This is a genomic window from Halorhodospira abdelmalekii, from assembly GCF_016583625.1.
GTDB lineage: Bacteria > Pseudomonadota > Gammaproteobacteria > Nitrococcales > Halorhodospiraceae > Halorhodospira > Halorhodospira abdelmalekii.
Genome location: NZ_NRRN01000015.1, coordinates 1 through 22544, shown reverse-complemented (window position 1 = coordinate 22544; position 22544 = coordinate 1). Strand labels below are relative to the sequence as shown.

Annotated in this window: 20 protein-coding genes and 1 tRNA gene; 4 read left to right on the top strand and 17 right to left on the bottom strand. The window is 64.2% G+C overall.

The annotated features are described in order from the left end of the window. Window positions 1–73 precede the first annotated feature (73 nt). From CKO15_RS05095 to CKO15_RS05050, 10 genes are all read right to left on the bottom strand, one after another. A complete protein-coding gene (locus tag CKO15_RS05095) occupies window positions 74–2329 on the bottom strand; it encodes a chemotaxis protein CheA (RefSeq protein ID WP_200193171.1) in 2256 nt (751 codons plus the stop codon). 46 nt (window positions 2330–2375) lie between these two features. Further along, complete coding sequence (locus CKO15_RS05090) at window positions 2376–2738, bottom strand: response regulator (RefSeq protein ID WP_200193170.1); 363 nt, start codon at window positions 2736–2738, stop codon at window positions 2376–2378. A gap of 110 nt (window positions 2739–2848) precedes the next feature. Next, on the bottom strand, window positions 2849–3145 hold the full coding sequence (locus tag CKO15_RS05085) for an STAS domain-containing protein (protein WP_200193168.1): 297 nt from the start codon (window positions 3143–3145) through the stop codon (window positions 2849–2851). Window positions 3146–3395: 250 nt separating this feature from the next. Further along, window positions 3396–3737, bottom strand: coding sequence for an Hpt domain-containing protein (locus CKO15_RS05080; protein WP_200193166.1), 342 nt, complete (start codon window positions 3735–3737; stop codon window positions 3396–3398). Beyond that, window positions 3727–4302, bottom strand: coding sequence for an isochorismatase family protein (locus CKO15_RS05075; RefSeq protein ID WP_200193164.1), 576 nt, complete (start codon window positions 4300–4302; stop codon window positions 3727–3729). The genes CKO15_RS05080 and CKO15_RS05075 overlap by 11 nt, the downstream gene beginning before the upstream one ends. A gap of 130 nt (window positions 4303–4432) precedes the next feature. Then, on the bottom strand, window positions 4433–5356 hold the full coding sequence (locus tag CKO15_RS05070; protein WP_200193162.1) for a metal ABC transporter permease: 924 nt from the start codon (window positions 5354–5356) through the stop codon (window positions 4433–4435). Next, the gene (locus CKO15_RS05065) at window positions 5357–6133 is read right to left on the bottom strand and encodes an ATP-binding cassette domain-containing protein (RefSeq protein WP_200193235.1); all 777 of its coding nucleotides are present in this window, start codon (window positions 6131–6133) and stop codon (window positions 5357–5359) included. Window positions 6134–6215: 82 nt separating this feature from the next. Next, on the bottom strand, window positions 6216–7166 hold the full coding sequence (locus tag CKO15_RS05060) for a metal ABC transporter solute-binding protein, Zn/Mn family (RefSeq protein WP_338036000.1): 951 nt from the start codon (window positions 7164–7166) through the stop codon (window positions 6216–6218). 64 nt (window positions 7167–7230) lie between these two features. Then, entirely contained in the window at window positions 7231–8832 is a 1602-nt protein-coding gene (pgi, locus tag CKO15_RS05055; RefSeq protein ID WP_200193160.1) for a glucose-6-phosphate isomerase, read from the bottom strand. Continuing rightward, entirely contained in the window at window positions 8829–10193 is a 1365-nt protein-coding gene (locus CKO15_RS05050; protein WP_200193158.1) for a UDP-glucose dehydrogenase family protein, read from the bottom strand. The genes pgi and CKO15_RS05050 overlap by 4 nt, the downstream gene beginning before the upstream one ends. Before the next feature lie 314 nt (window positions 10194–10507). On the opposite strand from CKO15_RS05050, the gene CKO15_RS05045 reads away from it, so the two are divergent. Beyond that, on the top strand, window positions 10508–11140 hold the full coding sequence (locus tag CKO15_RS05045) for a thioredoxin fold domain-containing protein (protein ID WP_200193156.1): 633 nt from the start codon (window positions 10508–10510) through the stop codon (window positions 11138–11140). Between the two features lie 191 nt (window positions 11141–11331). Here CKO15_RS05045 and trxB read toward each other — a convergent pair whose 3' ends face one another. After that, on the bottom strand, window positions 11332–12321 hold the full coding sequence (trxB, locus tag CKO15_RS05040) for a thioredoxin-disulfide reductase (protein ID WP_200193154.1): 990 nt from the start codon (window positions 12319–12321) through the stop codon (window positions 11332–11334). 402 nt (window positions 12322–12723) lie between these two features. Here trxB and CKO15_RS05035 point away from each other — a divergent pair, with 402 nt between their 5' ends. Next, window positions 12724–14775, top strand: a complete 2052-nt coding sequence (locus CKO15_RS05035) for a S9 family peptidase (protein ID WP_420842118.1) — start codon at window positions 12724–12726, stop codon at window positions 14773–14775. 3 nt (window positions 14776–14778) lie between these two features. Here the strand turns inward: CKO15_RS05035 and CKO15_RS05030 are convergent, their stop codons facing one another. After that, the gene (locus CKO15_RS05030; RefSeq protein WP_200193152.1) at window positions 14779–15258 is read right to left on the bottom strand and encodes an RDD family protein; all 480 of its coding nucleotides are present in this window, start codon (window positions 15256–15258) and stop codon (window positions 14779–14781) included. A gap of 244 nt (window positions 15259–15502) precedes the next feature. Here CKO15_RS05030 and wrbA point away from each other — a divergent pair, with 244 nt between their 5' ends. Further along, window positions 15503–16105, top strand: a complete 603-nt coding sequence (gene wrbA / locus CKO15_RS05025; protein ID WP_338035999.1) for an NAD(P)H:quinone oxidoreductase — start codon at window positions 15503–15505, stop codon at window positions 16103–16105. A gap of 71 nt (window positions 16106–16176) precedes the next feature. Further along, complete coding sequence (locus CKO15_RS05020; RefSeq protein WP_207123889.1) at window positions 16177–18222, top strand: methyl-accepting chemotaxis protein; 2046 nt, start codon at window positions 16177–16179, stop codon at window positions 18220–18222. A 238-nt stretch (window positions 18223–18460) separates the two neighbouring features. On the opposite strand, the gene CKO15_RS05015 is transcribed toward CKO15_RS05020, so the two are convergent. From CKO15_RS05015 to CKO15_RS04995, 5 genes are all read right to left on the bottom strand, one after another. Further along, window positions 18461–18536 (bottom strand) — tRNA-Lys (locus CKO15_RS05015). A 231-nt stretch (window positions 18537–18767) separates the two neighbouring features. Continuing rightward, entirely contained in the window at window positions 18768–19649 is an 882-nt protein-coding gene (gene ybgF / locus CKO15_RS05010) for a tol-pal system protein YbgF (protein ID WP_200193148.1), read from the bottom strand. Further along, window positions 19642–20229: a peptidoglycan-associated lipoprotein Pal gene (gene pal / locus CKO15_RS05005; protein WP_420842117.1), complete on the bottom strand. Its 588-nt coding sequence runs from the start codon at window positions 20227–20229 to the stop codon at window positions 19642–19644. Before pal ends, ybgF begins: the two co-directional genes overlap by 8 nt. A gap of 292 nt (window positions 20230–20521) precedes the next feature. Further along, a complete protein-coding gene (gene tolB, locus CKO15_RS05000) occupies window positions 20522–21838 on the bottom strand; it encodes a Tol-Pal system beta propeller repeat protein TolB (protein ID WP_338035998.1) in 1317 nt (438 codons plus the stop codon). A 153-nt stretch (window positions 21839–21991) separates the two neighbouring features. Beyond that, window positions 21992–22544: energy transducer TonB (locus CKO15_RS04995; RefSeq protein ID WP_200193142.1), on the bottom strand; the 553-nt coding region annotated here is incomplete at its 5' end.

Genomic DNA, 22544 nt, shown 5'->3' with positions numbered 1-22544 from the left:
CACGGTCTCACGCCCCCTCCCGCACGCTCCACTTCGGCCCCACCAAAGAGGACCGACCCTTCGTATCGAGCCCCTACGCCGCCTCGTCGCTCTCCTCTCGCTCAGGAATCAGTGGCTGCCGCGATCCGCCGCGACTCATCTCAACCAATCCGGCGATGTCGAGGATCAGGGCCACCGTACCGTCACCCAGAATTGTCGCGCCAGCAATCCCCGGGACTCGCAAGTAGTTCGCCTCCAGGCTCTTGATGACGACCTGCTGCTGATCGAGTAAGTCGTCGACAAAGACCCCGAGGTAGGTCTCCTCGTCTTCAACGATCACCATCAGGCCGCCGCTGAGTTCGTGACGCATCGGCTCGGTATCGAAGAGTTCATGAAGACGGACGATCGGCACATAGGCCTCGCGCCAGTGGTAGACCTCACCCCGTCCGGTGACCCCGCTGACCTTGGCACCATCGACCTGCAGCGACTCGATAACCGAGACCAGGGGCACGATGTAGGTCTGATCACCGACCCGAAAGAGCTGACCGTCGAGGATCGAGAGCGTCAGCGGCAGCGAGATGGTGATGGTCGTCCCCTGCCCCGGTGCCGAGCGGACGTTCAAGCTGCCCGAGAGCGAGCGGATGTTGCGTTTGACCACGTCCATGCCGACGCCGCGCCCGGAGTACTCGGTCGCCTCGTCGTGCGTCGATAAGCCGGGGTGGAAGATCAGATCGTAGACCTCGGCATCGCTCAACTCTTCGCCCTCTTCGACCAGGCCCGCCGCCCGCGCCTTCCCGAGCAGCTTATCGCGGTTGATGCCGCGGCCATCGTCGACAATCTCGATGATGATGTTGCCACCCTTGTGGTAGGCCTCGATAGAGATCTTGCCCTTGCCCGGTTTGCCGGCGGCCTGCCGCTCGGCCGGGTCCTCGATACCGTGATCGACGCTGTTGCGCACCAAGTGAACCAGCGGGTCGATGATCTTCTCCATCACCGTCTTATCGAGCTCGGTCTGCTCACCCTCCATGGTGAACTCGACCTCCTTACCGAGCGCCCGGCTGGTGTCGTGGACGATCCGCGGCAGCCGTGAGTAGGCGAAGCTGATCGGCACCATGCGGATGCGCATGATGCTCTCTTGCAGCTCACGGGTATTGCGCTCAAGCTGCGCCAGCCCGTCTTGCAACTCCTCGAGCCGATCGGCCGAGAACTCCTTGCCGATCTGACTGAGCATCGACTGCGTGATGACGAGCTCACCGACCATGTCGATCAAGACGTCGATCTTCTCGGTGTCGACCCGGATCGAGCTGCTGCTCTTCTTCGCGGCCTCTTTGCGCGCCCCGGCTTTGGCGGGCTTGGACTTGGTCGCTGCAGCGGTGCCGCCGCTGCTCGCCGTTGCGGCAGGGCGCGCTGCAGCACCCGCCGCTGCAGCGGCTTCGGCTCCCTCTTCTACCTCAGCCGTTGCCGACGCGGCAACGGGGGCCGACTCGGGTGCCGGTTCAGCGGCGGCACCGTGGTCCTCCGCCGCTGGCGCTGCCGACCCGCTCAGCGGGGTGATCTCAATCACAGCATCATCTTCGACCCACTCAAAGACCTCACGCACCGCCGCCTCAGTGGCACCGGTAACCAACTCGAGATCCCAAGAGAGGCAGCAAGACTCCGGATCGAGCGCTTCAAACGCCGGCAACTCACCGCTCTCACAGTGAACCGTCAACGCCCCCAGATCGCTCAAGGCGCGGAAGAGACGAGCCGGATCGTTCCCCGTCGTCAGTAGATGGGCCTCGGGCTCGAAACGGATATGCCAGCCGCCGCCCTGCTCGCCCTCCCCCGCCTCAGGCCCAGCGCCCGCAGGAGCCGATCCAGAGCCGCTCGAACCGGCGTTAGCACCGCGACGGCCAAGGCCGCCGCTGCCCGCCGGGGCCGACTGCTCCGCCCCTGGTCTCCCACCCTTCGCCCCGTTATCGCGCAACGCCAGTTGCTCATCAAGGGCTTGCTGAGCCGCACTGAGTGCTTCGCTGTCGAGCTCCTGCTCCGCCTTGATCGCCTCCAACATGCCGCGCAAACAATCGACCGCAGATAACAGCGCGCTGACTACTTCGGGCGTTACGGTCTGCTCACCGGCACGCAACCGATCGAGCAGGGTCTCCATGCGGTGAGTAAAGTCCGAGATCGCGCTGAGGCCGAAGGTCCCCGCGCCGCCCTTAATCGAGTGCGCCGCCCGAAAGACAGTGTGCAGCACCTCGGTGTCGGGGTGCTGCGGGTCGAGCTCAAGCAGCCCCGACTCCATGATATCGAGCCCCTCGAAGCTCTCCTCGAAAAAGGTCTGCAGAAATTGACTGAGGTCGACGCTCATACTCCTCCCCCGGCGGCTGCAGGCGTTTACCCCCGACAGCCCGCTGCTAGTTCACCACCTTCTTGATCGTATTGATGAGCTGATCAGGATCAAACGGCTTGACCAGCCAGCCAGTCGCCCCCGCCTGCTTACCTTCCTGCTTTTTCTCCGGGGCCGATTCGGTCGTCAACAGCAGAATCGGAGTGAACTTGAACGCCGGCAGAGCACGCAGCTCTCTAACCAGTGTGATGCCGTCCATCTTCGGCATGTTCACATCGGTAATGACTAGATCGAACTGCCCTCCTTTAGCCTTGGCCAAGGCATCGGCCCCATCGACGGCCTCGGTCACCTCGTAGCCACCCTGCTTAAGGGTGTAGGTCACCATCTGTCGCATCGAAGCGGAATCGTCCACCGCAAGGATCTTAACCATGTTGGCTCACGCCTATTTTGCATCTGTTGATAACCAGCCCGGCGGCGCAGCGGCGCCCCCTTCGTCAAACCGCAGCAAAGCGACAGCCGCCTGGCCGCCCCCGCCGAACGCTAGACGGAGTGACCTTGAAGTTCGCGCTCGACCCCCAGCATCTGCGCCGCCGTCCGCACAGCCTCCGGCACCTCACCACCGTGCCAGCCCCACCCCGGACCATCCGCCGCTGCGCGTGCAAAGGCGAGCAGCAACTGCACTCCGGCTGTATCGACACGCTGCAGTCGGTCGCCTTTGAGTTCGATCGGTTGCCCGCCGCCGAGCGCTTCGTTCAAGCGCTGCTTACAGGCTGCCGCGACCGTGATATCAAGCTGCTCGCCAAGATCGAGTAGCTCATCCAGTGTCTCGCTCCCCATGCGCCATTACCCCACTGCCAGTATGCCTATCACTTGCCGCATTAGCGATGCCACGATATGCGGCAACATGTCAACACCCGACGCGGCTGTCACGCGGCTGTCACGCGGCTGTCAATTGTTCTCACTTCCGACGCAACCGTCTCTCTTCCCCCCGACTCGGTGCCACCCATCCCGGCCCGTTCAAGATTCACCGAGCAGCCCGCCGCTTTGACCTGCTGCTCGGCACAGCACAAACTCGGTACGACACGGCCTAGGCCAAGCGCTGATCGATATACTGCTGCAGGCGTCCAGCTGCTTGCTCAAGCTGCGGCAAGACGGCAGCGGCGGTCTCAAGGTCGCCGTCCCGTGCCGCATCATCGATCTGTCGCGCTAACTCTCCTGCCTCCAACGCCCGCACACTGGTCAGCGCCCCCTTGAGCGGGTGAGATGCCTGATGTGCCACCTCGGCATCGGCGCGCTCGAGCGCTTCGCGCAGCTGCGTCAAGCGCACCGGCAGATCCTCACGCATGCGTGCCAGCAACAGATCGGCCAGCGCCTCGTCGCCACCGACGTTCGCTAGCAGCTGCTGCAGGTCAAGGACATTATCCGTCATGATCGCCGCCTACCTCCCAGCCGGCTCGCAGGCGCGGCAGAACGCGTCGGAAAGTCTCGGTGCCCGCACGCTGCAGCCACTCGAAGGCGACCATCTCGGCGCCCACCACAACGACCCCGGCAGCGCGCATCCTCGCCATCGCCAACTCGCGGTCTTGCGGCCGTCGCGAACCGAGCGCATCGGCCACTGCATAGACCTCATGGCCCACCGCTGCCAGCCCGAGAGCGGTCTGCAACACGCAGACGTGGGCCTCGGTCCCAGCGATCACAACTTGTCGGGGCAGACCGGCTGCCGCCGCCTCCGGCTCACGCATCCAGCCAAAAGACATCTTTGTGTAACAGCGGGCCGAATCGATCCACTGCGCCACCGGATCGACCGTAGAACCTAAACGCTCAGGGTACTGCTCGGTGAAGAAGATTGGCACCCCAAGATCGCTGGCCACACCTGCCAGCCAATTGGCAGCAGCCACGACATTTTGCGCGTTATCAATTTTAGGGAGCAGTTGCTCCTGCAAATCGATAAGCAGCAGAGCACTACACTGGGGGTCGATAAGTTGATTGGTCATTATCGGTGCACGCGCTAGCTCGGGTTTGTCTGCCCAGTATACAGACTAAGCCGACGCGGTTAAGGGGGCATTAATAGAAAAGGGTGGAGCGTTGTCGCGGGCGCCGCGACCCAAGCGCCCCGGAGGCACGCTAGCCCCCTTCGACCGCGCGCCGGCGCTGCCATAATTGGGCCAGCAGGCCGTGACGGGGCGCCAGCAAAAAAGCCAACAAAAAAAGCGCCGCAGCCACCAAGACCATCGCTCCCCCGGAGGCCAGATCGAAATAGTAGGCCAAATAGAGCCCGCTGACAGTAGCAGTGACGCCACACATGGCCGACCAAACGATCATGCGCGCCAGCCGATCACTGAGCAAATACGCCGTGGCGCCGGGAATGATCAACATCGCTACGACCAGGATGATGCCGACGGTCTCCAAGCTCGCCACGATCGTCAGGGTCAACAGCAGAATCAAGCCGTAGTGAATCGCCGCGGTATTCAACCCCAACGCCTGCGCGTGCACCTCGTCGAAGGTGTAGGCGAAGAGCGCCTTATATCCTAAGGCGACGGTCAGCAGCGCCACCGCGCCGGCGACCAATGTCAGCAGCAGCGCCGCTCGATCGACCCCGAGGACGTTGCCGAAGAGGACATGCATCAGGTGGGTCGAGGTCGCAATCTGCCCAATGATCACCACCCCGAGGGCAAAAGCCGCGGTAAACATAATGCCAATCGCCGTATCCGACTTCAGCCGCGTCGTCCGCTCGATAAAGCCGATCCCGAGGGAGGTCAGCGCGCCTGCGATGAAGGCGCCGATAAAAAACGGCCAGCCCAACAGGTAAGCGATCGCCACACCGGGCAACACCGCATGCGAGATCGCATCGCCAAGCAGCGCCCATCGTTTTAAGACCACAAAGCAGGAGAGCACCCCACAGACGAGCCCGACCACGATGGAGGTCAACAGCGCCCGCTGCATAAACTGATACTCGAAAGGCTCGGCTAGCACCTCCGGGAGCAGTCCGATGAGCACCATCAGCACACCCAAAAGGAAGTCGATCACCCCCTCGAAACGCTCCACCATTCAGAGGTACTCCTGCAGGCTACGGGCAAAGTGCGGGTCGGCCGTCTCCAGCAACAGCTCCTGCCGAAGCACTTGGTCGGGCGCCCCCATAGCGATCACCCGCCGATTAAACAGGATGATACGATCGGCGTGCCGCCGCGCCCCGGCAACGTCGTGAGTCACCAAAACCACGGTCCGCCCAGCCGCGCGTAGATCGCGCAGCACCTCAAAAATCATGGCTTCACTAGCGCTGTCGACGCCGACGAGCGGCTCATCGAGCAGGAGCAATTCGGCCCCTTGGGCGAGCGCCCGGGCGAGCAGCACACGCTTACGCTGTCCGCCTGAGAGCGCGCTGATATGGCGCCCAGCGTATGCCTCGACGCCGGTCGCAGCGAGGGCTTCAGCGACGGCGTGATGGTGGTGCCGCGCACACCAGCCCTGCGGCACAAAACGGCACCACCCGGCGCGCCGCAGCCGGGTGTAGCGCGCCGAAAAGACCACATCGTGCACCGAGGCGGGGAAGTCCCAATCGAGCGTCTCCTGCTGCGGCATGTAGGCGATCTCGCCGGCGCGCCGAGCAGCCTGTGCGGGGCGGCCGCGAATGGTCAACCAGCCGCGGCGCGGACGTAACAGGCCCATGATTAGCTTAAGCAGCGTCGATTTACCGGCACCGTTGGGGCCGACCAAGGCGACGAGCTCACCCCGCGGGATGGCAAACTCGGCCCCGGCAACCGCATCGACCCCGTGGTAGCCGGCGTAGAGATCGTGCGCTGTAATCGCCTCGGTTTCCGTACCCACCCCCGCTGTCACACCCGCTGTCACACCCGCTGTCACACCCGCTGTCACACCCGCTGTCACACTGCTCGTCTCCTTTTTGCTGCTACGGCGCCAACGCCTCGACAATGCGCTGAACGTTGTAGCGCATCATGGCCGGGTAGGTCGCCGCCGGCCCGTCCGGCTCGCTGAGCGAGTCGACGTAGAGCGGACCGACGACCTCCACCCCCGTTTCGGCGGCCACCGAACGGACATAGCGCGGCGAGATGGTGCTCTCCCAGAAGAGCGCCCCCGGCTGCCTCTCGTTCACCACGTCGATCACTCGCATCAGCTGCCGTGGCGAACCCTCCTCTTCGGCATTACTCCCCCAGATGCCGTCGTGGCGAAAACCGTAGGCGGCGGCGAAGTAGTGCAGCGCCGCCTCGCTCGTGATCAACAAGCGGCGCGCCTCGGGCACAGCCGCGAGCTGTTCGGTCAGCTCCTCGTGGAGCGCAGCGAGCCGCTCTTGATAGGCCGCCGCCCGCTCTTCATACCACGCCTCGCCGGCCGGATCGACCCGACCGAGCGCCGCTGCCACCACCTCGGCGTAGGCGGCCACCGCCTGCGGATCCATCCACAGGTGTGGATCAGGGGCGCCGCTGAACTCACCGATGCGAATCGGCTGCGTCGGATAGCCACTCGCTTCGGCAACAGCGACCATAGGGACGTCCTCGCCGAGCGTCGCGCGCACTTGACGCAGCCACTGCTCCAGCCCGTAACCGTTGTAGAAGAAGAGTGCGGCACGCTCCAGGTCGCGAAAATTGCGCGGGCGCAGCTCCCACTCGTGGACCTCGGCCCCGGCCGGGGTCATGCTGACGACATCGACGCGCTCACCACCGACCTCGCGGACCACATCGGCGAGCACTGTAAAGGAGACCGCCACCGGAACACGCTCCCGCTCCTCGGCCAGCGCCGTCGGCACCATCCCGACCAAGAGCCCAATCAATCCGACCAACACAGCGAATCGGGCGAATCCGACCATGCCCAGCAAACGCCGCGCCCGCCAAACCGACCCCACTCGCCAAGGTGTGGCTCCGCCCCCCCATCTAGGCTTTGCTCCGCCGACACTATCGACCATCGCGCTACTCTCCCATACCCGCTCGGACCCAAGTCAGCACGCCGCGCGTTGCCGGATCGCTGCTGGTATCGAGCGCCGCCTCCCCTCGCACCAACGGCACCAACCCCTTAGCCAACTGCTTGCCGAGCTCCACCCCCCACTGATCGAAGGGGTTGATCCCCCAGAGGTGAGCCTGCACAAAGACCCGGTGCTCGTGCAGCGCGATCAACTGCCCCAAGGTGTAGGGATCGAGGCGCCGGAAGAGCACCAGCGTCACCGGACGATTGCCGGTGTAGTGACGATGCGCAGCGGCAGGAGCGGCAGGGTCTGGGCGCTGGCCACGTGCTAAGGCCTCGGCTTGGCCGAGCGCATTGGCGAGCGTCAGCCCGCGATGCGCCTCCGGGCACTCCGCCTCGTCGACCGGAGCGAGGAGTTCGACGATCACTCGCCCCGTCCCCTGGTGCAACCACTGGAAGAAGGAGTGCTGGGCGTTGCCACCGACCTCGCCCCACAAGATCGCCCCGCTCGGCACCGTAACCGCCTCGCCCGACTGGGTCACCGACTTCCCGAGGCTCTCCATATCGAGCTGCTGAAGATAGGCCGGGAACCGGCGCAGGCCCGGGTGGTAGGGCAACACGGCATGGCCACACGCACCGCCTAAACTGAACTCCCACAGCCCGAGCAGACCGAGGCGCACGGGGATGTTGTTTGCCCAGGGGCTCTCACGAAAGTGGCGATCCATCGCGTGCATGCCGCGCAGCAGTTCGCAAAAGGGCGCCATCCCCAAGGTCGCTGCCACCGGGAAACCAACGGCCGATGGCAGCGAGTAGCGGCCACCGACCCAATCCCAAATCTGCAGCCGCTGCGCCTCGGGAATGCCGAAGTCGGCCATCGCCTGCTCGTCCGCCGAGACCCCGACAAACTGCTCCGGCACCGGCCGCCCAGCGGCCTGCTCCAGCCACTGCCACGCCGTGCGAGCGTTGGTCAGTGTCTCTTGCGTCGTAAACGACTTCGAGGCCACGACAAAGAGCGTGGTGGCCGGATCGATCTGCTGCCATACGGCGCTAAGTTCTCGCCCATCGACCGCCGCTACCGTATGCAACCGCAGCGGCTGTTCAACCGTCGCAGCCAGCGCCTCGTAGGCCATGGTGACGCCGCACTCAGAACCACCGATGCCGATATTGACGACATCCTGGAGGGGCCGCCCGTCGTAGCCGTGGAGCTGTCCGCTGCGCAGCCGCTCCACGAGTGACGCCATGCGCTCTAGCTGCTGCTGCACCGCGGTCGCAACCTCGATACCGGCGCCTTGCGCGGCGAGCTCTGGCGGCTCGCGCAGCGCCGTATGCAGCGCCGCCCGCCCCTCCGACTCATTCACTATGGCTCCGGTAAAAAGACGCTCGATCGCTCCGGAGAGATCGCGCTCACTGGCTAGCTGAAAGAGATCGGTCCACGTCTGCTCAGCCACCGGGTGACGCGACACGTCGACTAGGACGTCGTCGAGAGCCAAACTGTGGCGCTGAAAACGCTCCGACTCTGCGGCGAAGAGCGCCTCCATCGTCGGCGGCGGCGCGGCCGCCTGCGCCACCAGCCGCTGCCAAGCCGAACACCGTTCCAGCGGCGCCGTCATACCGACTCCTCCCCGCTGCGCTGCCCTGTATAAACGCTCGCGCCCCGCCCGATGCCGTAGTAGGTGAAGCCAAGCGCTTCTATAACGGCCGGCGGGTAGAGATTGCGGCCATCGAAGATCAAGGGAGTGCGCAGTGCATCTTTGATCCGCTCGAAATCGGGGCTACGAAAGACCTGCCACTCCGTGCAGATCACCAAGGCATCGGCATCCTCGACGGCGTCGTAGAGCGTGTCACACAGCTCAAGATCGGCGCGCGGGCCGTAGATACGCTCGACCTCGTCCATCGCCTCAGGGTCGTAAGCCTGCACTCGCGCCCCCGCCGCCCACAACGCCTCCATCAAGACCCGACTCGGCGCCTCGCGCATATCGTCGGTATTCGGCTTAAAGGCCAACCCCCACACAGCGAAGATACGGCCATTGAGCTCGCCGTCGAAATGCTCGCAAATACGCTCGAACAACACCTGCTTTTGCCGATCATTAACCCGCTGCACGGCCTCAACCAACACCGGCTGATAGCTATGCTCATGCGCGGTGCGCGCCAGCGCCTGCACATCTTTAGGAAAGCAGGAGCCACCGAAGCCGCAACCGGGGTAGATAAAGTGGTAGCCGATGCGCGGGTCGGAGCCAATGCCGATGCGGACCTGCTCAATGTCGGCACCGAGGCGCTCAGCAAGACCGGCCAGCTCGTTCATGAAACTGATCTTGGTGGCCAGCATGGCGTTTGCGGCGTACTTTGTTAGCTCCGCCGAGCGAATATCCATGCTGATCAGGCGATCGTGATTGCGGTTAAAGGGCGCGTAGAGCGCCTTCATCAGCTCGGCCGTGCGCGGATTGTCGACCCCGATGATGATGCGATCCGGCTTGACGAAGTCGTCGATCGCCGCCCCCTCCTTGAGGAACTCGGGATTCGAGACGACATCGAACTCGATCTGCTCGCCGCGCGCCCGCAACTGCTCCGTGATCGCTGCGCGCACCTGATCGGCCGTGCCGACCGGCACCGTCGACTTGTCGACCACCACGCGGTACTCATCAATATGCTCGCCAATGGAGCGGGCGACCGCCAGCACATACTGCAGATCGGCCGAGCCATCCTCATCGGCCGGCGTCCCAACCGCGATGAATTGGAAGAGCCCATGACGCACCCCCTCGGCCGCATCACAGGTAAAGCGCAGCCGTCCCTCCTCTTGGTTGAAGGTCAGCAGATCGTCGAGCCCGGGCTCGTAGATCGGCACCTCGCCGCGCTGCAGTTGCGCCACCCGATCGACATTGACATCGACACAGACGACATCGTTGCCAGCATCGGCAAGGCAGGCGCCGGTGACGAGCCCGACGTAGCCACTCCCGAAGATCGTGACCTTCATGATCCACCCCGTCCCATAGAATTGAAGATTTCGAAAAGATTGACACGAAACACGGCACCTTGAACAGCCGACGCCAGCGACTCAACAGAACACTGAACCCGCAGCGCACAGCCGAGTATAGCGCGCCACCCGCGGAACCGGCTATGTTAGCGTGGCACCATCCGCGGGGAAGCGGCGGGATCAAACTGTGGAGAGCCCACCCTAAAGGCACATGCCGTAGCCACCGGGGCCTCACCATAGCCCGCGGCACCGCTCCCACATAAGCGCGATCCCCACATGACCACAACCACTATCTCCACTTAAGCAACGAACCGATGAGACAACAGACAAGCGGACAGATGACGGAGGAGCCCCCCATGCCGCAGCAACGCACTTTCCCGACCCACCCCGTGACCGCGGGCAAGAGCTGGAGCGCCGCGGGACGCAGCCTCGGCGTTGCCCTGATCGCCCTGCTGCTGCTCCTGCTGGCCACTGGCTGTTCGAATAACGACGACGACAGCAGCACGACGCAGACCCCAGGGAACAGCGAGTCCCGCTCGTGGGCTGAACTCGAACGCTTTCAAGGCAGCCACTTCATTCGCGAAGGCGAAGGCGCGCTGATTGCTTACGCGATCACCGACCCGCAATGCCCCGCCTGCACCCGCCTGCACGAGCGCATCAGTCAGGGGGCCACCCCCAACGTCGAGTGGCGCTGGATCCCAGTTGGCTTTCTTGGGCCACAATCGCGCAATGACGCCGCAGCCCTCCTCGGAGAGGCCCACGCCGACATCGACGCCCCGCAAGCAGTCGACGACAACACTCGACTCGCATCTGGCCTCGGGGTACGCAGTGTCCCAACCGTCTTTTACCGCGACCGCAACGGCGCGGTCCGCGCCTTTACCGGCGGCAGCCCGGAACAGCTTGAGGCGCTTGAGCGCATTGCGCAAAACTACCCGACGCGCGACTAACCGACGCGCAACGGGCCGATGCGCAACCGGGAAACGCGCGAGCGGCTGGCGCACGGCTGGACCACTTAGCGACTGGCTAGAGCGCGACTGGCTAGCTGGAGAGACCGGGTCAGCGGCGGCCTTGGGCAGATCAGCGCTCAGGGCCGCCGCTACGCACCGGGGAACAGCGCGCTACCTACCTCACCGCCCCCTCACACCCCTTCTGGAGCCGGGACGGTTGCACCCTGCGACCGCTGCTGCTGCAAAAACCGCTCGGCATCGAGTGCAGCCATACAGCCCGTGCCCGCCGAGGTCACCGCCTGTCGGTAGACCGAGTCCATGACATCGCCGGCGGCGAAGACCCCAGGGATGTTCGTCGCGGTCGCCTGCCCCCCCTGCCCGCCTCGCACGCGGATGAATCCTCCGTCCATCTCAAGCTGTCCGGTGAAGAGCTCTGTGTTCGGCTTATGGCCGATGGCGATGAAGATCCCGGCCACGGCCAGCTCCCGCTCCCCACCATCGGTGGTGCTGCGCAGACGCGCGCCGGTCACCCCTGAGTCGTCACCGAGGACCGCCTCTAAGGTGTGATTCCAAACAATCTCGACCTTACCGCTCTGCGCTTGCCGAAAGAGTTCATCCTGCATGATCGCCTCGGCGCGCAGCTGATCGCGGCGGTGAATCAGCGTCACCTTGGAGGCGATATTCGCCAGGTAAAGCGCCTCCTCAACCGCGGTATTGCCGCCGCCGACCACTGCGACCTCGCGGCCACGATAGAAAAAGCCGTCACACGTTGCACACGCCGAGACACCGCGCCCGCGGAAGGCCTCTTCGGACTCCAGCCCTAAGTACATCGCCGAGGCCCCTGTCGCCACGATCAAGGCATCGCACGTATACGCCCCGGCATCTCCGGTCAGCCGCAACGGCCGCTCTTCGAGTTGTGCGGTGTGGATATGATCGAAAATCACCTCGGTGCCGAAGCGCTCAGCGTGCCGCCGCATCCGCTCCATCAACTCCGGACCGCGGACGCCGTCGACCTCGCCCGGCCAGTTATCGACATCCGTTGTCGTCGTCAACTGCCCCCCTTGCTCAATCCCGGTGATTAGAACCGGCTGTAAGTTAGCCCGTGCCGCGTAGACCGCGGCGGTGTACCCGGCCGGCCCAGAGCCGAGGATCAACAAAGGCGTGTGGCGCGCGGTAGCCATAGCGAGTGCTCTCCTTAAGATGAGGTTTTCGCCCGTTCAAGCCTACGACCCAAATCGAGCACAGGTGCGATAGAATCAGGCCGCAGAGTAGGCTACAAGACGACCGTCTAGGCTATAAATGGAGAGGACCTCGTGCAACTCTTGGCTCGTTCCGCTCGCACCGACCACTGCACCGACCGCGCTGCTGCCTGGCACCTGCCGGCTCGCTTACTGACGGCTCGCTTACTGACTGGCTCACTGCTCGGCTCGCTAGCCCGCCAGCACGATCGGCGCCTGTCGGCAGCTGGCAGCACGGTCACGCTCCTCTTCGCAGCACTGCTGCTGGTGCTGATCAGCGCCTGCAGCCCGGGATCGAGCCCCGCAGAGCCGACCACCGAGACGAAGAGCGAAGGCGTACCGCCACTGCTCCCCCTGGAGCTCTTTTTCGAGGATCCGCGCTATAGCGCTGCGCGACTCTCGCCCGACGGCGAGCAGATCGCCTTCATGAGTCCGCACCGGGGTGCGCGCAACATCTGGATTAAGGGCGTCGATGAACCGCTCGAGGCGGCGCGACCGGTAACCGCCTATCCACGCTCGGTCCCCTCCTTCTTCTGGAGCCGCGACGGTCGCGCCCTGCTCTATCTACAAGATCGCGACGGCGATGAGAACTACCGAATCTATGCGCTCGATCCACGCGCCCCAACGGCTGCCAGCAATGGCGATGGCAGTGGCAATGGCGATGGCGATAGCAGTGGCAGTGGCAGTGGCGACCGTCGTAGCCACGACGACAGCGATAGCGATGGCAGCCCCACGGCGGCCGAGACCCTGCCCCCGTCGTGGCGCGTTGCTGGCGGCGACGGAGTGCGGGCCTTCATCTACCATCTGCCGCGTCAGCAGCCCGACGTCCTCTTCGTCGGCCTGAACGAGCGCGACCCGCGTTTCCACGACGTCTACCGGGTCGACATCGCCAGCGGCGAGCGTGAGTTGATCGCCCGCAACGACGACCAGATCGAGGGGTGGCATTTTCACGAGGGCGAGCTGCGCAAGGCGGTGCGCACCACCGCCACGGGCGGCACGGAGATCCTCGCTGTTACCGAGGACGGCTTCGAGCGCGTCTACCACTGCGAGTTTGAAGAGAGCTGCCGGCTGAGCCGCTTTCACCCCGACGGCCAGCGCTTCTACCTGCGGACCAACGCCGGGGCCGATCGCGACATCACCGAACTGGTGCTCTTCGATCCGCAAAGCGGCAAGAGTGAGCGCGTCCACGTCGACCCCAAAGGCGAGGTCGACCTCGGGCATGCGCTCTTCTCCGAGGTCGACGACCGACTGCTCGCGACCTTTTACGAGGGCGATAAGCAGCGCATCTACCCCCACGATGAGGCGTTCGCCGCGCAGCTTGAGTGGCTGCGTGCCGAACTCGGCAGTGATAATCTCCACTGGACTTCGCGCACCGCCGATGAGCGACTCTGGACCGTAGCCCGCAGCAGCGACGTCGACCCCGGCACGGTCTACCTAGCCGACGTCGAGGCGCACGAACTGACCCAGCTCTACGCCAGCCGCCCGAATCTGCCCAGCGAAGACTTAGCCCCGATGGTGCCGATCCGCTATAAGGCGCGCGATGGCGTCGAAATCCCCGCCTATCTGACCCTGCCGCCGGGGCATGAGCCGCGCAACCTGCCGCTTATCGTCAACCCCCACGGCGGCCCGTGGCTGCGCGATACGTGGGGCTATCGCGGCACGGTGCAGTTTCTGGCCAACCGCGGCTACGCGGTGCTACAGCCGAACTTCCGCGGCTCGGCCGGCTACGGCAAGGCGTTTTTGAACGCCGGCAACCGCGAGTGGGGCACCGGCACCATGCAGCACGACATCACCGACGGCGTTAAGCACCTCATTGAAGAGGGCATCGCCGACCCGGAGCGGATCGCCATCTACGGCGGCTCCTACGGCGGTTTTGCCGCCCTGGCGGGACTGGCCTTCACCCCTGAGCTCTACGCTGCGGGCATCTCGGTGGTCGGCCCCTCGAACATCATCACCCTGGTCGAGACCTTCCCACCCTACTGGAAACCGGGGCTACAGCGCTGGCAGCGCCGCGTCGGCAACCCCGACGACCCCGAAGATCGTCAACGCCTCAAGGCGCAATCGCCGCTCTTCTCCGTCGATCAGATGCGAGCCCCGCTGCTCGTAGTACACGGCGCGAACGACCCACGCGTTAAGCAGCAAGAGTCGGATCAGATCGTCGCCGCCCTGCGCGATGCCGGCCATCCGGTCGAGTACCTACTCGCCCCCGACGAGGGACACGGCTTCGTCGACGAGCTCAACCGCCTTGCCTACCTTGCCGCCGCCGAGCAGTTCTTAGCCAAGCACATCGGCGGACGTACGCAGCAGGAGCACTCCGCAGCGACCCGCGAGCGGCTCGCGCAGCTGCGGGTCGACATCGAGACAGTCGAAAGCCAGCAAGAGCTGGAGGGGCCGTAGCGCTCAGAATAGCCCCTTCTCTTCGGTGCGCACCACGTAGGTACTCGCCACCTTGTCGTGCAGCCCCTGCTTGCGCTCGGTCAGTGCGACCATGATGTAGCCTATGCCGAGGGTCAGGAGGTTCAGAAACTCCGCCAGATAGCGGCCCGTAGCACGGGCAAAGCTGATGCGGTTGCCGTCGAGGTCGGTGACCTTTAGACCGAGGGCGCGTTTACCGACCGTGGCCTGCCAACTGGAGGAGTGAAGTCCAGCGGTGTAGACCAACCACAGGGCGAAGCCGAGCAGCGAATCAACCACATCGTAGATCAGCTGCTCCTCATGCGTAGTCGGAGAGATCACCACGAGCAACAGGAAGGAGAGCAACAGGATTGGAACCAGCATGACCACCAGGTCGATGAGGGCGGCCCCGACGCGGACCCAAAATCCGCCGTACGTTGTGCGATTGGATTCGGCGATTGACTGCTTGCTCGGCTCTTCAGTCATAGCAGACTCCTCCGTGGGTTTTCTCTGTGCTTGCTCACTCTCTCAAAGGTAAAGCCAACCACTTAGCGCCACCATAAACGCTCAGGCCGGTTCGTGCGACTGCCTTTGCTTGTGCGAGCGGTAGTAACCGGACCTTTGGTACCCTTCCAGGTTGCGGTCACTCTCCGTTTGTAGGCATCCTCAACCGCTGATGCTCTCTTCGGCACATCTTCGAGACACACTGACGATAACTAGACGAGGTGGCTTGATGAGCAAGATCCTGGTTCTCTATTACTCGACATACGGCCACGTAGAGACGCTCGCGCGAGCTGTTGCAGAGGGCGCGCAGAGCACAGGCGCTCAGGTGACGGTTAAGCGCGTCCCCGAGACGATGCCGGAGGAGACGGCCCGAAAGGCCGGCGTCAAACTCGATCAGGAGGCCCCGCTGGCGAGCCCTGAGGAACTTGCCGATTACGATGCGATCCTCTTTGGCACACCGACGCGCTTCGGCAATATGGCTGCACAGATGCGCAACTTTCTCGACCAAACGGGATCGCTGTGGTTTAACGGCAAGCTCATCGGCAAGGTCGGCAGCGTCTTTACTTCGACCGGCACCGGCGGGGGGAATGAGACCACGATCACCTCGTTTTGGCACACCTTGGCTCATCACGGCATGGTAATTGTCGGACTGCCCTACGCGGCTGCGGAGCTTACCGATCTCTCGGTCGTCAAGGGCGGCAGCCCGTATGGCGCAGGTACGATTGCCGGTGGCGACGGTTCTCGGCAGCCGAACGAGCAAGAGCTCGCGCTTGCCCGCTATCAGGGTCAGCACGTCGCGCAAATCGCCCAGCGTTTACACGGTCGATAACTTGCGACTGAAGTCGCAGACTGTACACTTCCTCCCGCGATTGAAGTCGCGGGCTGTCTTGCGGAGATTCTATGAAGATCGGAACGCTTTTTGCGCCCGCCACGGCGCTCATGGATCGACTGCGCTTTCCCTTCAAGTTCGGCCTGATCTTTGTGGTCGTCATGGTGCCGCTGGGTGCACTAAGCGTGCTGAGTTTGCAAGAGGTCGGCGATCGGGCTCAGTTTCTCGAAGGTGAACGCCGTGGCCTGGAGTACATCAGCGCCGCCCGCCTTCCTATAGAGCATTTGCAGCGCCACCGCGGCTCGATGGCCGCCGTCCTCGCCGGCGACCGCCAGGCTGAACGCCTCGCTCAAGAGGCACGTGCGGCTACCGACCGCGCGCTGCAACAGCTCGCCGCCGTGGACGAGCGCTTGGGTGGGCGCCTAGAGACTGGCGACCGCCTGCAGCGCATCCACAGGGAGTGGAGTCGGCTCCAGGGCGATCTTCGCAACCTATCTGGCGCCGAGAGTTTTCGGCGCCATACCGACCTGATCGACGAGACGTTGAGCCTTATCTCGCATGTTGCTGACACCTCGCAGATTACTTTCGACCCCTACCCGGACAGCTATTACCAAGGAGACGCCCTAGTCAATCGCCTGCTCAGCCTGACTGAAGCGATGGGGCAGACGCGGGCCATCGGCTCCGCGGCGGCGGCGGCCGGCAACCTGGATGGGACGCAAGCACTGCGTCTCGCGGTCCTGATGAACGAGATGGAGCTTCATAACGACGCCCTCACTCGCGGTCTAGAGCAGGCCTTTGATGCAAACCCCGCACTGCGTGAGTCCCTGAGCAACGAACTCGGCAACACCGCTCGCGGTATTGAGGCACTCTCAACGCTGGTGCACACTGAGTTACTGGAGGCGGACTCGATTACCGTCGATGCAGAGAGTCTCTTCAACGCAGCAACGGCCACCATTGAGGAGATCTACGTCCTCTACGACGCCATGGTGCCGACCCTCGATGCGCTCTTTGCAGAACGCTTGCAGAGTACCGCACGGACCAGCTACCTCGCCTGGGCGCTCGTCATCGGCGTACTGTTGATCATCGCCTACCTCTTCGTAGGTCTCTACCGTTCGATCGCGGTCAGCGTCGATCGCATTGCCGCCGTCAGCCGGTCACTGAGTGCCGGCGACTTGACCGCACGGGTCGAGGTCGCCAGCCGCGACGAGATGCGCGATATTGCTGGATACTTTAACGAGGTCACGGCCACCTTAGAGGGTCTGATCCGCCAAATCACCAGCGCCACCAGCCAGATCGCTTCCGCCTCCGAAGAGCTCGCGACAACCGCACGCTCTAGCGCCGATAATATCGAGCGCCAACGCCAAGAGACCGATCAGGTCGCGACGGCGATGAATGAGATGACCGCAACAGTACAGGAGGTCGCACGCAACGCCGCCGGCGCCGCCGAAGCCACCCGCAACAGCGACAGAGAGGCCAACAGCGGCCTTGATGTGGTCAACGAAACGGCGCAAACGATCGCGGCACTGGCCGACGAAATCGAAAACGCCGCCGCCGTCATTCGTCGCGTCTCTGCCGATAGCGAAGACATCAGCACAGTCCTCAACGTGATCAATGAGATCGCCGACCAGACCAATCTGCTCGCACTCAACGCTGCGATCGAGGCCGCACGAGCCGGTGAAGCTGGGCGCGGTTTTACGATCGTCGCCGACGAAGTTCGCAAGCTAGCTCAGCGCACCCAGGACTCGACCCGCGAGATTAAAGAGACGATCGAGCGCCTCCAGGGGAGCGCCAGCGAGTCGGTCCACGTCATGGAGAGCAGCCGCGAACGCGCCCAAAGCGGTGTCGATCAGGCTCACAGCGCCGCCGAAGCACTGGATGCGATCGCCCGTTCGGTCGGCCACGTCGACGAGATGAACACACAAATCGCATCAGCAGCGGAGGAACAGAGCAGCACTGCCGAGGAGATGAACCGCAGCATCACCAGCATTCGTGAACTCGCTGAGGACGCGGCCTCTAGTGCTGAACAAGTCACCGGCGCCAGTGACGAGTTAGCCCGGCTCGCCGCCGATTTGCAGGGGCAAACGAACCGGTTTACCGTCTCGCACCACGAGCCATAATCGGCGTTTGTGAACTGGTGACTGCTCCCCGCCCTAAGCGCTGACGCGCCATGGGCGAGGCTTCCCTCTGCTCAGGCAGCTGCCGGCGACATACCTTACCTGCTCGCCCGAGTGGGCGAAGGTTCACGCGGATTATTTGACAAGGGACGGCCTTGGACAACCGCGGAGTAAAAAGGCTTCAATTCCGAGCGTTTAGGTGGGTTTGTCGGTTGTAAGTGGACGCTACTGGAAGGGGAAGTGGTGGGCCGTGTAGGATTCGAACCTACGACCAGCGGATTAAAAGTCCGATGCTCTACCGACTGAGCTAACGGCCCACGCAGCGTCGCATTCTACCGAAGAAGTCGCCGGCTGAAAACCTCTCTTGCTTCGTTCCGAGTTGTCGATAGCCCACTCGCGGAAAGAGGACGGCTACGCTCTGCGCGCGCCACCGCTCTCCGAGCTCAACTGAGAAGCCATCCCCGGAACCATCACAAGATCAAGGCAAAGGGGCCAAGGCGAGCAGATCAAGGTCGAGGCCGAGGCCGAAACCGAAGTCGAAGTCGAAGTCACGGCGAAAGTCGGCGGATCTCGCCGATGCGCCGCTGCGCCAGTTCCGCGGCGGTACTCTCTGGGTAAGCGGCACGCACCTGTTCAAGCCGTTCGAGGGCTTCGTCGTAGTCGCCCTCTTCAAAGGCGACGTAGCCAAGCTTCAACAAAGCATCGCCGGCCTTCTCGCTCTCTGGGTGATCGATCACGACTTGCTTGAACCTCTCCCGGGCGGCAGAGAATTCGCGCTCGGCATAATAGGTCTCGGCAATCCAGTAGAGCGCATTCGGCGCGTAACGGCCCTCCGGGAAGTGCTCGACAACACGGGCAAAACCCTCCCGAGCGGCGCCGAAGTCGCCATCACTGAGTCGTTCGAAGGCCCCCTGGTAGAGCGAGCGCTCATCCACTTCCGTCGCGTTGGTCTCATCCCCGCTTGCGGCTCCTGGAACGTGAGCGCCCATGGGACCCTCGAGATCGGGCACCGGCCCGTCGGCTGGCCGCCAACCCGCAGGGGGCTCGGCTTCAGGCGGGGACGATGCAGCAGGACGGTCTTGGGCGTGTAGCTCCATGATGCGCTCATCCAGATCCTCGTAGAGCGAACGCTGCTGCTGCTCCAGGCGGCGCAGCTGGTGCTCGAGTCCTTCGAGTTCGCCACGCAACTCGCGATTCTCCTGTTTGATGCGCTCCAGATCGCGCACCAGGGCCGTCAAGCCGTGCCGCTCCGAGGCCGACTCGCCGGCCTCCTCCTCGCTGGCCGCAGCGACACCGACGAGCGGCATGCCAGACGGCAGCGGGCAGAATCCGGCGAACAAAACCACCAGCCCTGCCGCCGCGATAACCGCGCGCCGCAGCGTAATCTGCCTGGTAAACGGCGCTGCAAAAAAATGTACACTTTTAGTCATAAAGCAACTCGGCGCGGCGGTTCTGCGCCCACGCCTCCTCGTTCGACTCACTAACCAACGGATCCTCCTCACCGTAGCTGACAACTTCTAGCTGCCGGCGTTCAGCGCCGTTCGCGAGCAGCAAGCGCATCACCGATTCGGCACGCCGCTCACCAAGGGCGAGGTTGTACTCGCGGGATCCGCGCTCGTCGGTGTGCCCCTCGATGGTCATGCGGCGCTGCGGATGCTCGGCAAGATAGCGACCGTGCGCCTCCAGCACCGGAAGGTACTCATCGCGAACCTCGCTCGAATCGAAGGCGAAGTGGACGCGCCGGACCGCAAGGGGGTTATCGATCTCGTGCGGCTCATCGAGCAGCGCTGCCTCGAGCGGGTCGTCGAGATCGAGACCACGCGCACGCGCCTCCTCCACGCGACGGCGCTCGACAGCCCGCGGGTCTTCAGTGGCGTCCGGATCGTCGGCGGCAATGGGTCGCTCATCGACCTCCTCGGTCTCCCAGTCGTCGTCCGGCTGCTCTTCGAACCAGCTCGCACAGCCGCCGAGCAGGAGTGCTGCGACAGTGACCAGCAGCACGTTTCGCAGCGCGAACGGCGGCCAGTAACGCTGTTTCGCCCCCTGCGCTGTGGCTTGGCGGGATGCGCCCGCTTGGCGGAATCCATCCGCCGGTCGTGGCATCGGCGCTGCAGGATGTGCAGGGGTGTCCGCCAGCCCCTTCGAGACGGAGGGCTTATCCAGTCCTATGGGTTCTGTCGGTGTTGCAAAACGAGTTGCCATAGCGGTCTTCGACTCCAGAACAGAACGAGTTTCTCTTGACGGCGCGGTCGCGGCAGCAGCGGGCGGCTGGCGATGGCGGTATCGGCATGAGTCCGGCCTCTTACCACGCCGGTTCACGGACCCGTATCCCCGGCTCCTCGGTCGGTTCCAAGGGTACGGAGGCATTCCCAAGCAGCGATGCCGTGCGCAGCTGGGTCCCCTCGAGACCACCGGCGGTGTGAATGAGCAAATCGCCATTGGGGGCGAAGCTCGGCGACTCATCGGCGGGCCCCTCACTGACCCGACGCACACTCCCCGTCTCTAAGTCCTTCACCGCAATATAGTACTGCCCATCGTGCTGGTGCACCATGGCCAACTTCTGACCATCGGGTGAGAGGCTTGGGCGGGCGTTGTAGCGACCTTCGTGGGTCACCCGCTGGAGATTGCTGCCGTCGCTGTTAATGCGGTAGATCTGCGGGCGACCGCCGCGATCAGAGGTAAAGTAGAGGTGCTCGCCATTGGGCGCCCACGTCGCCTCGGTGTCGATCGCCCAGTGGTTGGTCAGCGCCCTGACCTCACCGCTAGCCAGTTCGATAACGTAGATATTGGCCGCCCCGTCGCGCGAGAGGGTGACCGCCAGGCGGTCGCCGTCGGGAGACCAGGCGGGGGCGCTGTTGATGCCGCGAAAGTCGGCGACGCGCTGCCGCGTACCGCTGCCCAGATCCTGGACAAAGATCTGCGAGCGGCGCCCTTCAAACGAGACGTAGGCCAGACGGTCGCGCTCCGGCGACCACGCGGGCGAGAGGATCGGCTCGCGCGAGGTCAGAATGGTCTGGCCGCGGTGGCCGTCGGCATCGGCCACCACCAACCGGTGGCGCCGTCCCTCGCCCTCGCCGAGCTCTTCGACCGCAACGTAGGCGATGCGGCTATTGAATACGCCGGCACGACCGGTGATCTCGTGGTAGATGCGATCGGAGATGACGTGTGCCGCAGAGCGCAGGTTCTGCTCCGCAACCTGGAGACGGCGGCCCTGGGTGCGCTCGCCACGAAAGACATCGAGCAACTCGAAGCGCACCTCGTAACGTCCCGGTTCGCTCGGCCGTACGGCGCCGACGACCAAGTGGTCGATGCCCTGCGCCCGCCAAGTAGCGAAGTCGACATCGGCAAAGCGCGCGGGGTGGGCAAGCAACTGCTCTTCGGTCAGCAAGTCGAAGCGCCCGGTCCGGCCCAGATTGCTGCGGATGATGGCAGCGATGTCGACATCGGCAGCGGCGCCTTCTCGATCTTCGGCGTCGACCTCAGCCCCCTCGTCGCCCCCCTCATAGGCGAAGGGGACGATGGCGATCGGGGTCGCACCCTCAATTCCGCCGATGATGTCGATCACGACCTCATCATCGGCGAGCCCACTCTTGAGCGGGGCCAGCAAGAGGCCGATCACAAGAGCCCAACTCAGACCAAAACGGCCCACGGCCCGATGCCGGCCTCGGACCGAACGCCGTGGTCGCCAGGGCGGTGCGGGAGTCTTTAGCTGCTGCCTTTGCGGCGCGCAAGTTGTCAGAAGAGGCATAGGCGCTACCCTGTTCAGCGGTTGTTAGCTTCGATCCGGTGCAAACCGAAAAGTGATGGTCTGCATGCGCTGCTGTAAGGCCGGCTCATCCGGGAAAGGGACCGGGGAGGCGCGCTGTACGGCCTGCTCCACCGAGCGATCGAAGGCGCCGTGGCCGCTGCTGCTGATGATCTCGACCCGGCGAACGGCACCGCTACGGGTAAACGAGACCCGAATCACGGCCTCTAGCCCTTCCGGGGTGCCTTGTGGCCGCCGCCAAGCCCGCTCGACGGCATCGGCGATCGCGGCAGTATAACGCTGTTGCAGACCGGCGAGGCGCTGCTGCTCTTCGGCCTCTTGCCGCTCCTCCTGCAAACGGCGCCGCTCGGCCTCGAGCTCCTGTTGCCGGCGCGTCTCGCGCTCCTGCTCCATGGCTTGCCGCATCTCCTCGCGCAGCCGCTCGCGTTCGGCCGCCGGGTCGGGCTGGGGTTCGGGCTCCGGTTCTGGCTCCGGCTCTGGCTCTGGCTCCGGCTCCGGCTCCGGCTCTGGTTCTGGCTCCGGCTCCGGTTCCGGCTCGGGTTCTGGCTCGGGCTCTGGC

Bases quoted from the DNA above. Each gene is read 5' to 3' on its own strand.
- CKO15_RS05045 (WP_200193156.1), top strand. From the start codon at position 10,508: ATGAGACAACAGACAAGCGGACAGATGACGGAGGAGCCCCCCATGCCG.
- pgi (WP_200193160.1), bottom strand. From the start codon at position 8,832: ATGACGGCGCCGCTGGAACGGTGTTCGGCTTGGCAGCGGCTGGTGGCG.
- CKO15_RS05050 (WP_200193158.1), bottom strand. From the start codon at position 10,193: ATGAAGGTCACGATCTTCGGGAGTGGCTACGTCGGGCTCGTCACCGGC.
- CKO15_RS05090 (WP_200193170.1), bottom strand. From the start codon at position 2,738: ATGGTTAAGATCCTTGCGGTGGACGATTCCGCTTCGATGCGACAGATG.
- CKO15_RS05020 (WP_207123889.1), top strand. From the start codon at position 16,177: ATGAAGATCGGAACGCTTTTTGCGCCCGCCACGGCGCTCATGGATCGA.
- CKO15_RS05070 (WP_200193162.1), bottom strand. From the start codon at position 5,356: ATGGTGGAGCGTTTCGAGGGGGTGATCGACTTCCTTTTGGGTGTGCTG.
- ybgF (WP_200193148.1), bottom strand. From the start codon at position 19,649: ATGACTAAAAGTGTACATTTTTTTGCAGCGCCGTTTACCAGGCAGATT.
- CKO15_RS05095 (WP_200193171.1), bottom strand. From the start codon at position 2,329: ATGAGCGTCGACCTCAGTCAATTTCTGCAGACCTTTTTCGAGGAGAGC.
- CKO15_RS05080 (WP_200193166.1), bottom strand. From the start codon at position 3,737: ATGACGGATAATGTCCTTGACCTGCAGCAGCTGCTAGCGAACGTCGGT.
- trxB (WP_200193154.1), bottom strand. From the start codon at position 12,321: ATGGCTACCGCGCGCCACACGCCTTTGTTGATCCTCGGCTCTGGGCCG.
- CKO15_RS05085 (WP_200193168.1), bottom strand. From the start codon at position 3,145: ATGGGGAGCGAGACACTGGATGAGCTACTCGATCTTGGCGAGCAGCTT.
- CKO15_RS05030 (WP_200193152.1), bottom strand. From the start codon at position 15,258: ATGACTGAAGAGCCGAGCAAGCAGTCAATCGCCGAATCCAATCGCACA.
- CKO15_RS05075 (WP_200193164.1), bottom strand. From the start codon at position 4,302: ATGACCAATCAACTTATCGACCCCCAGTGTAGTGCTCTGCTGCTTATC.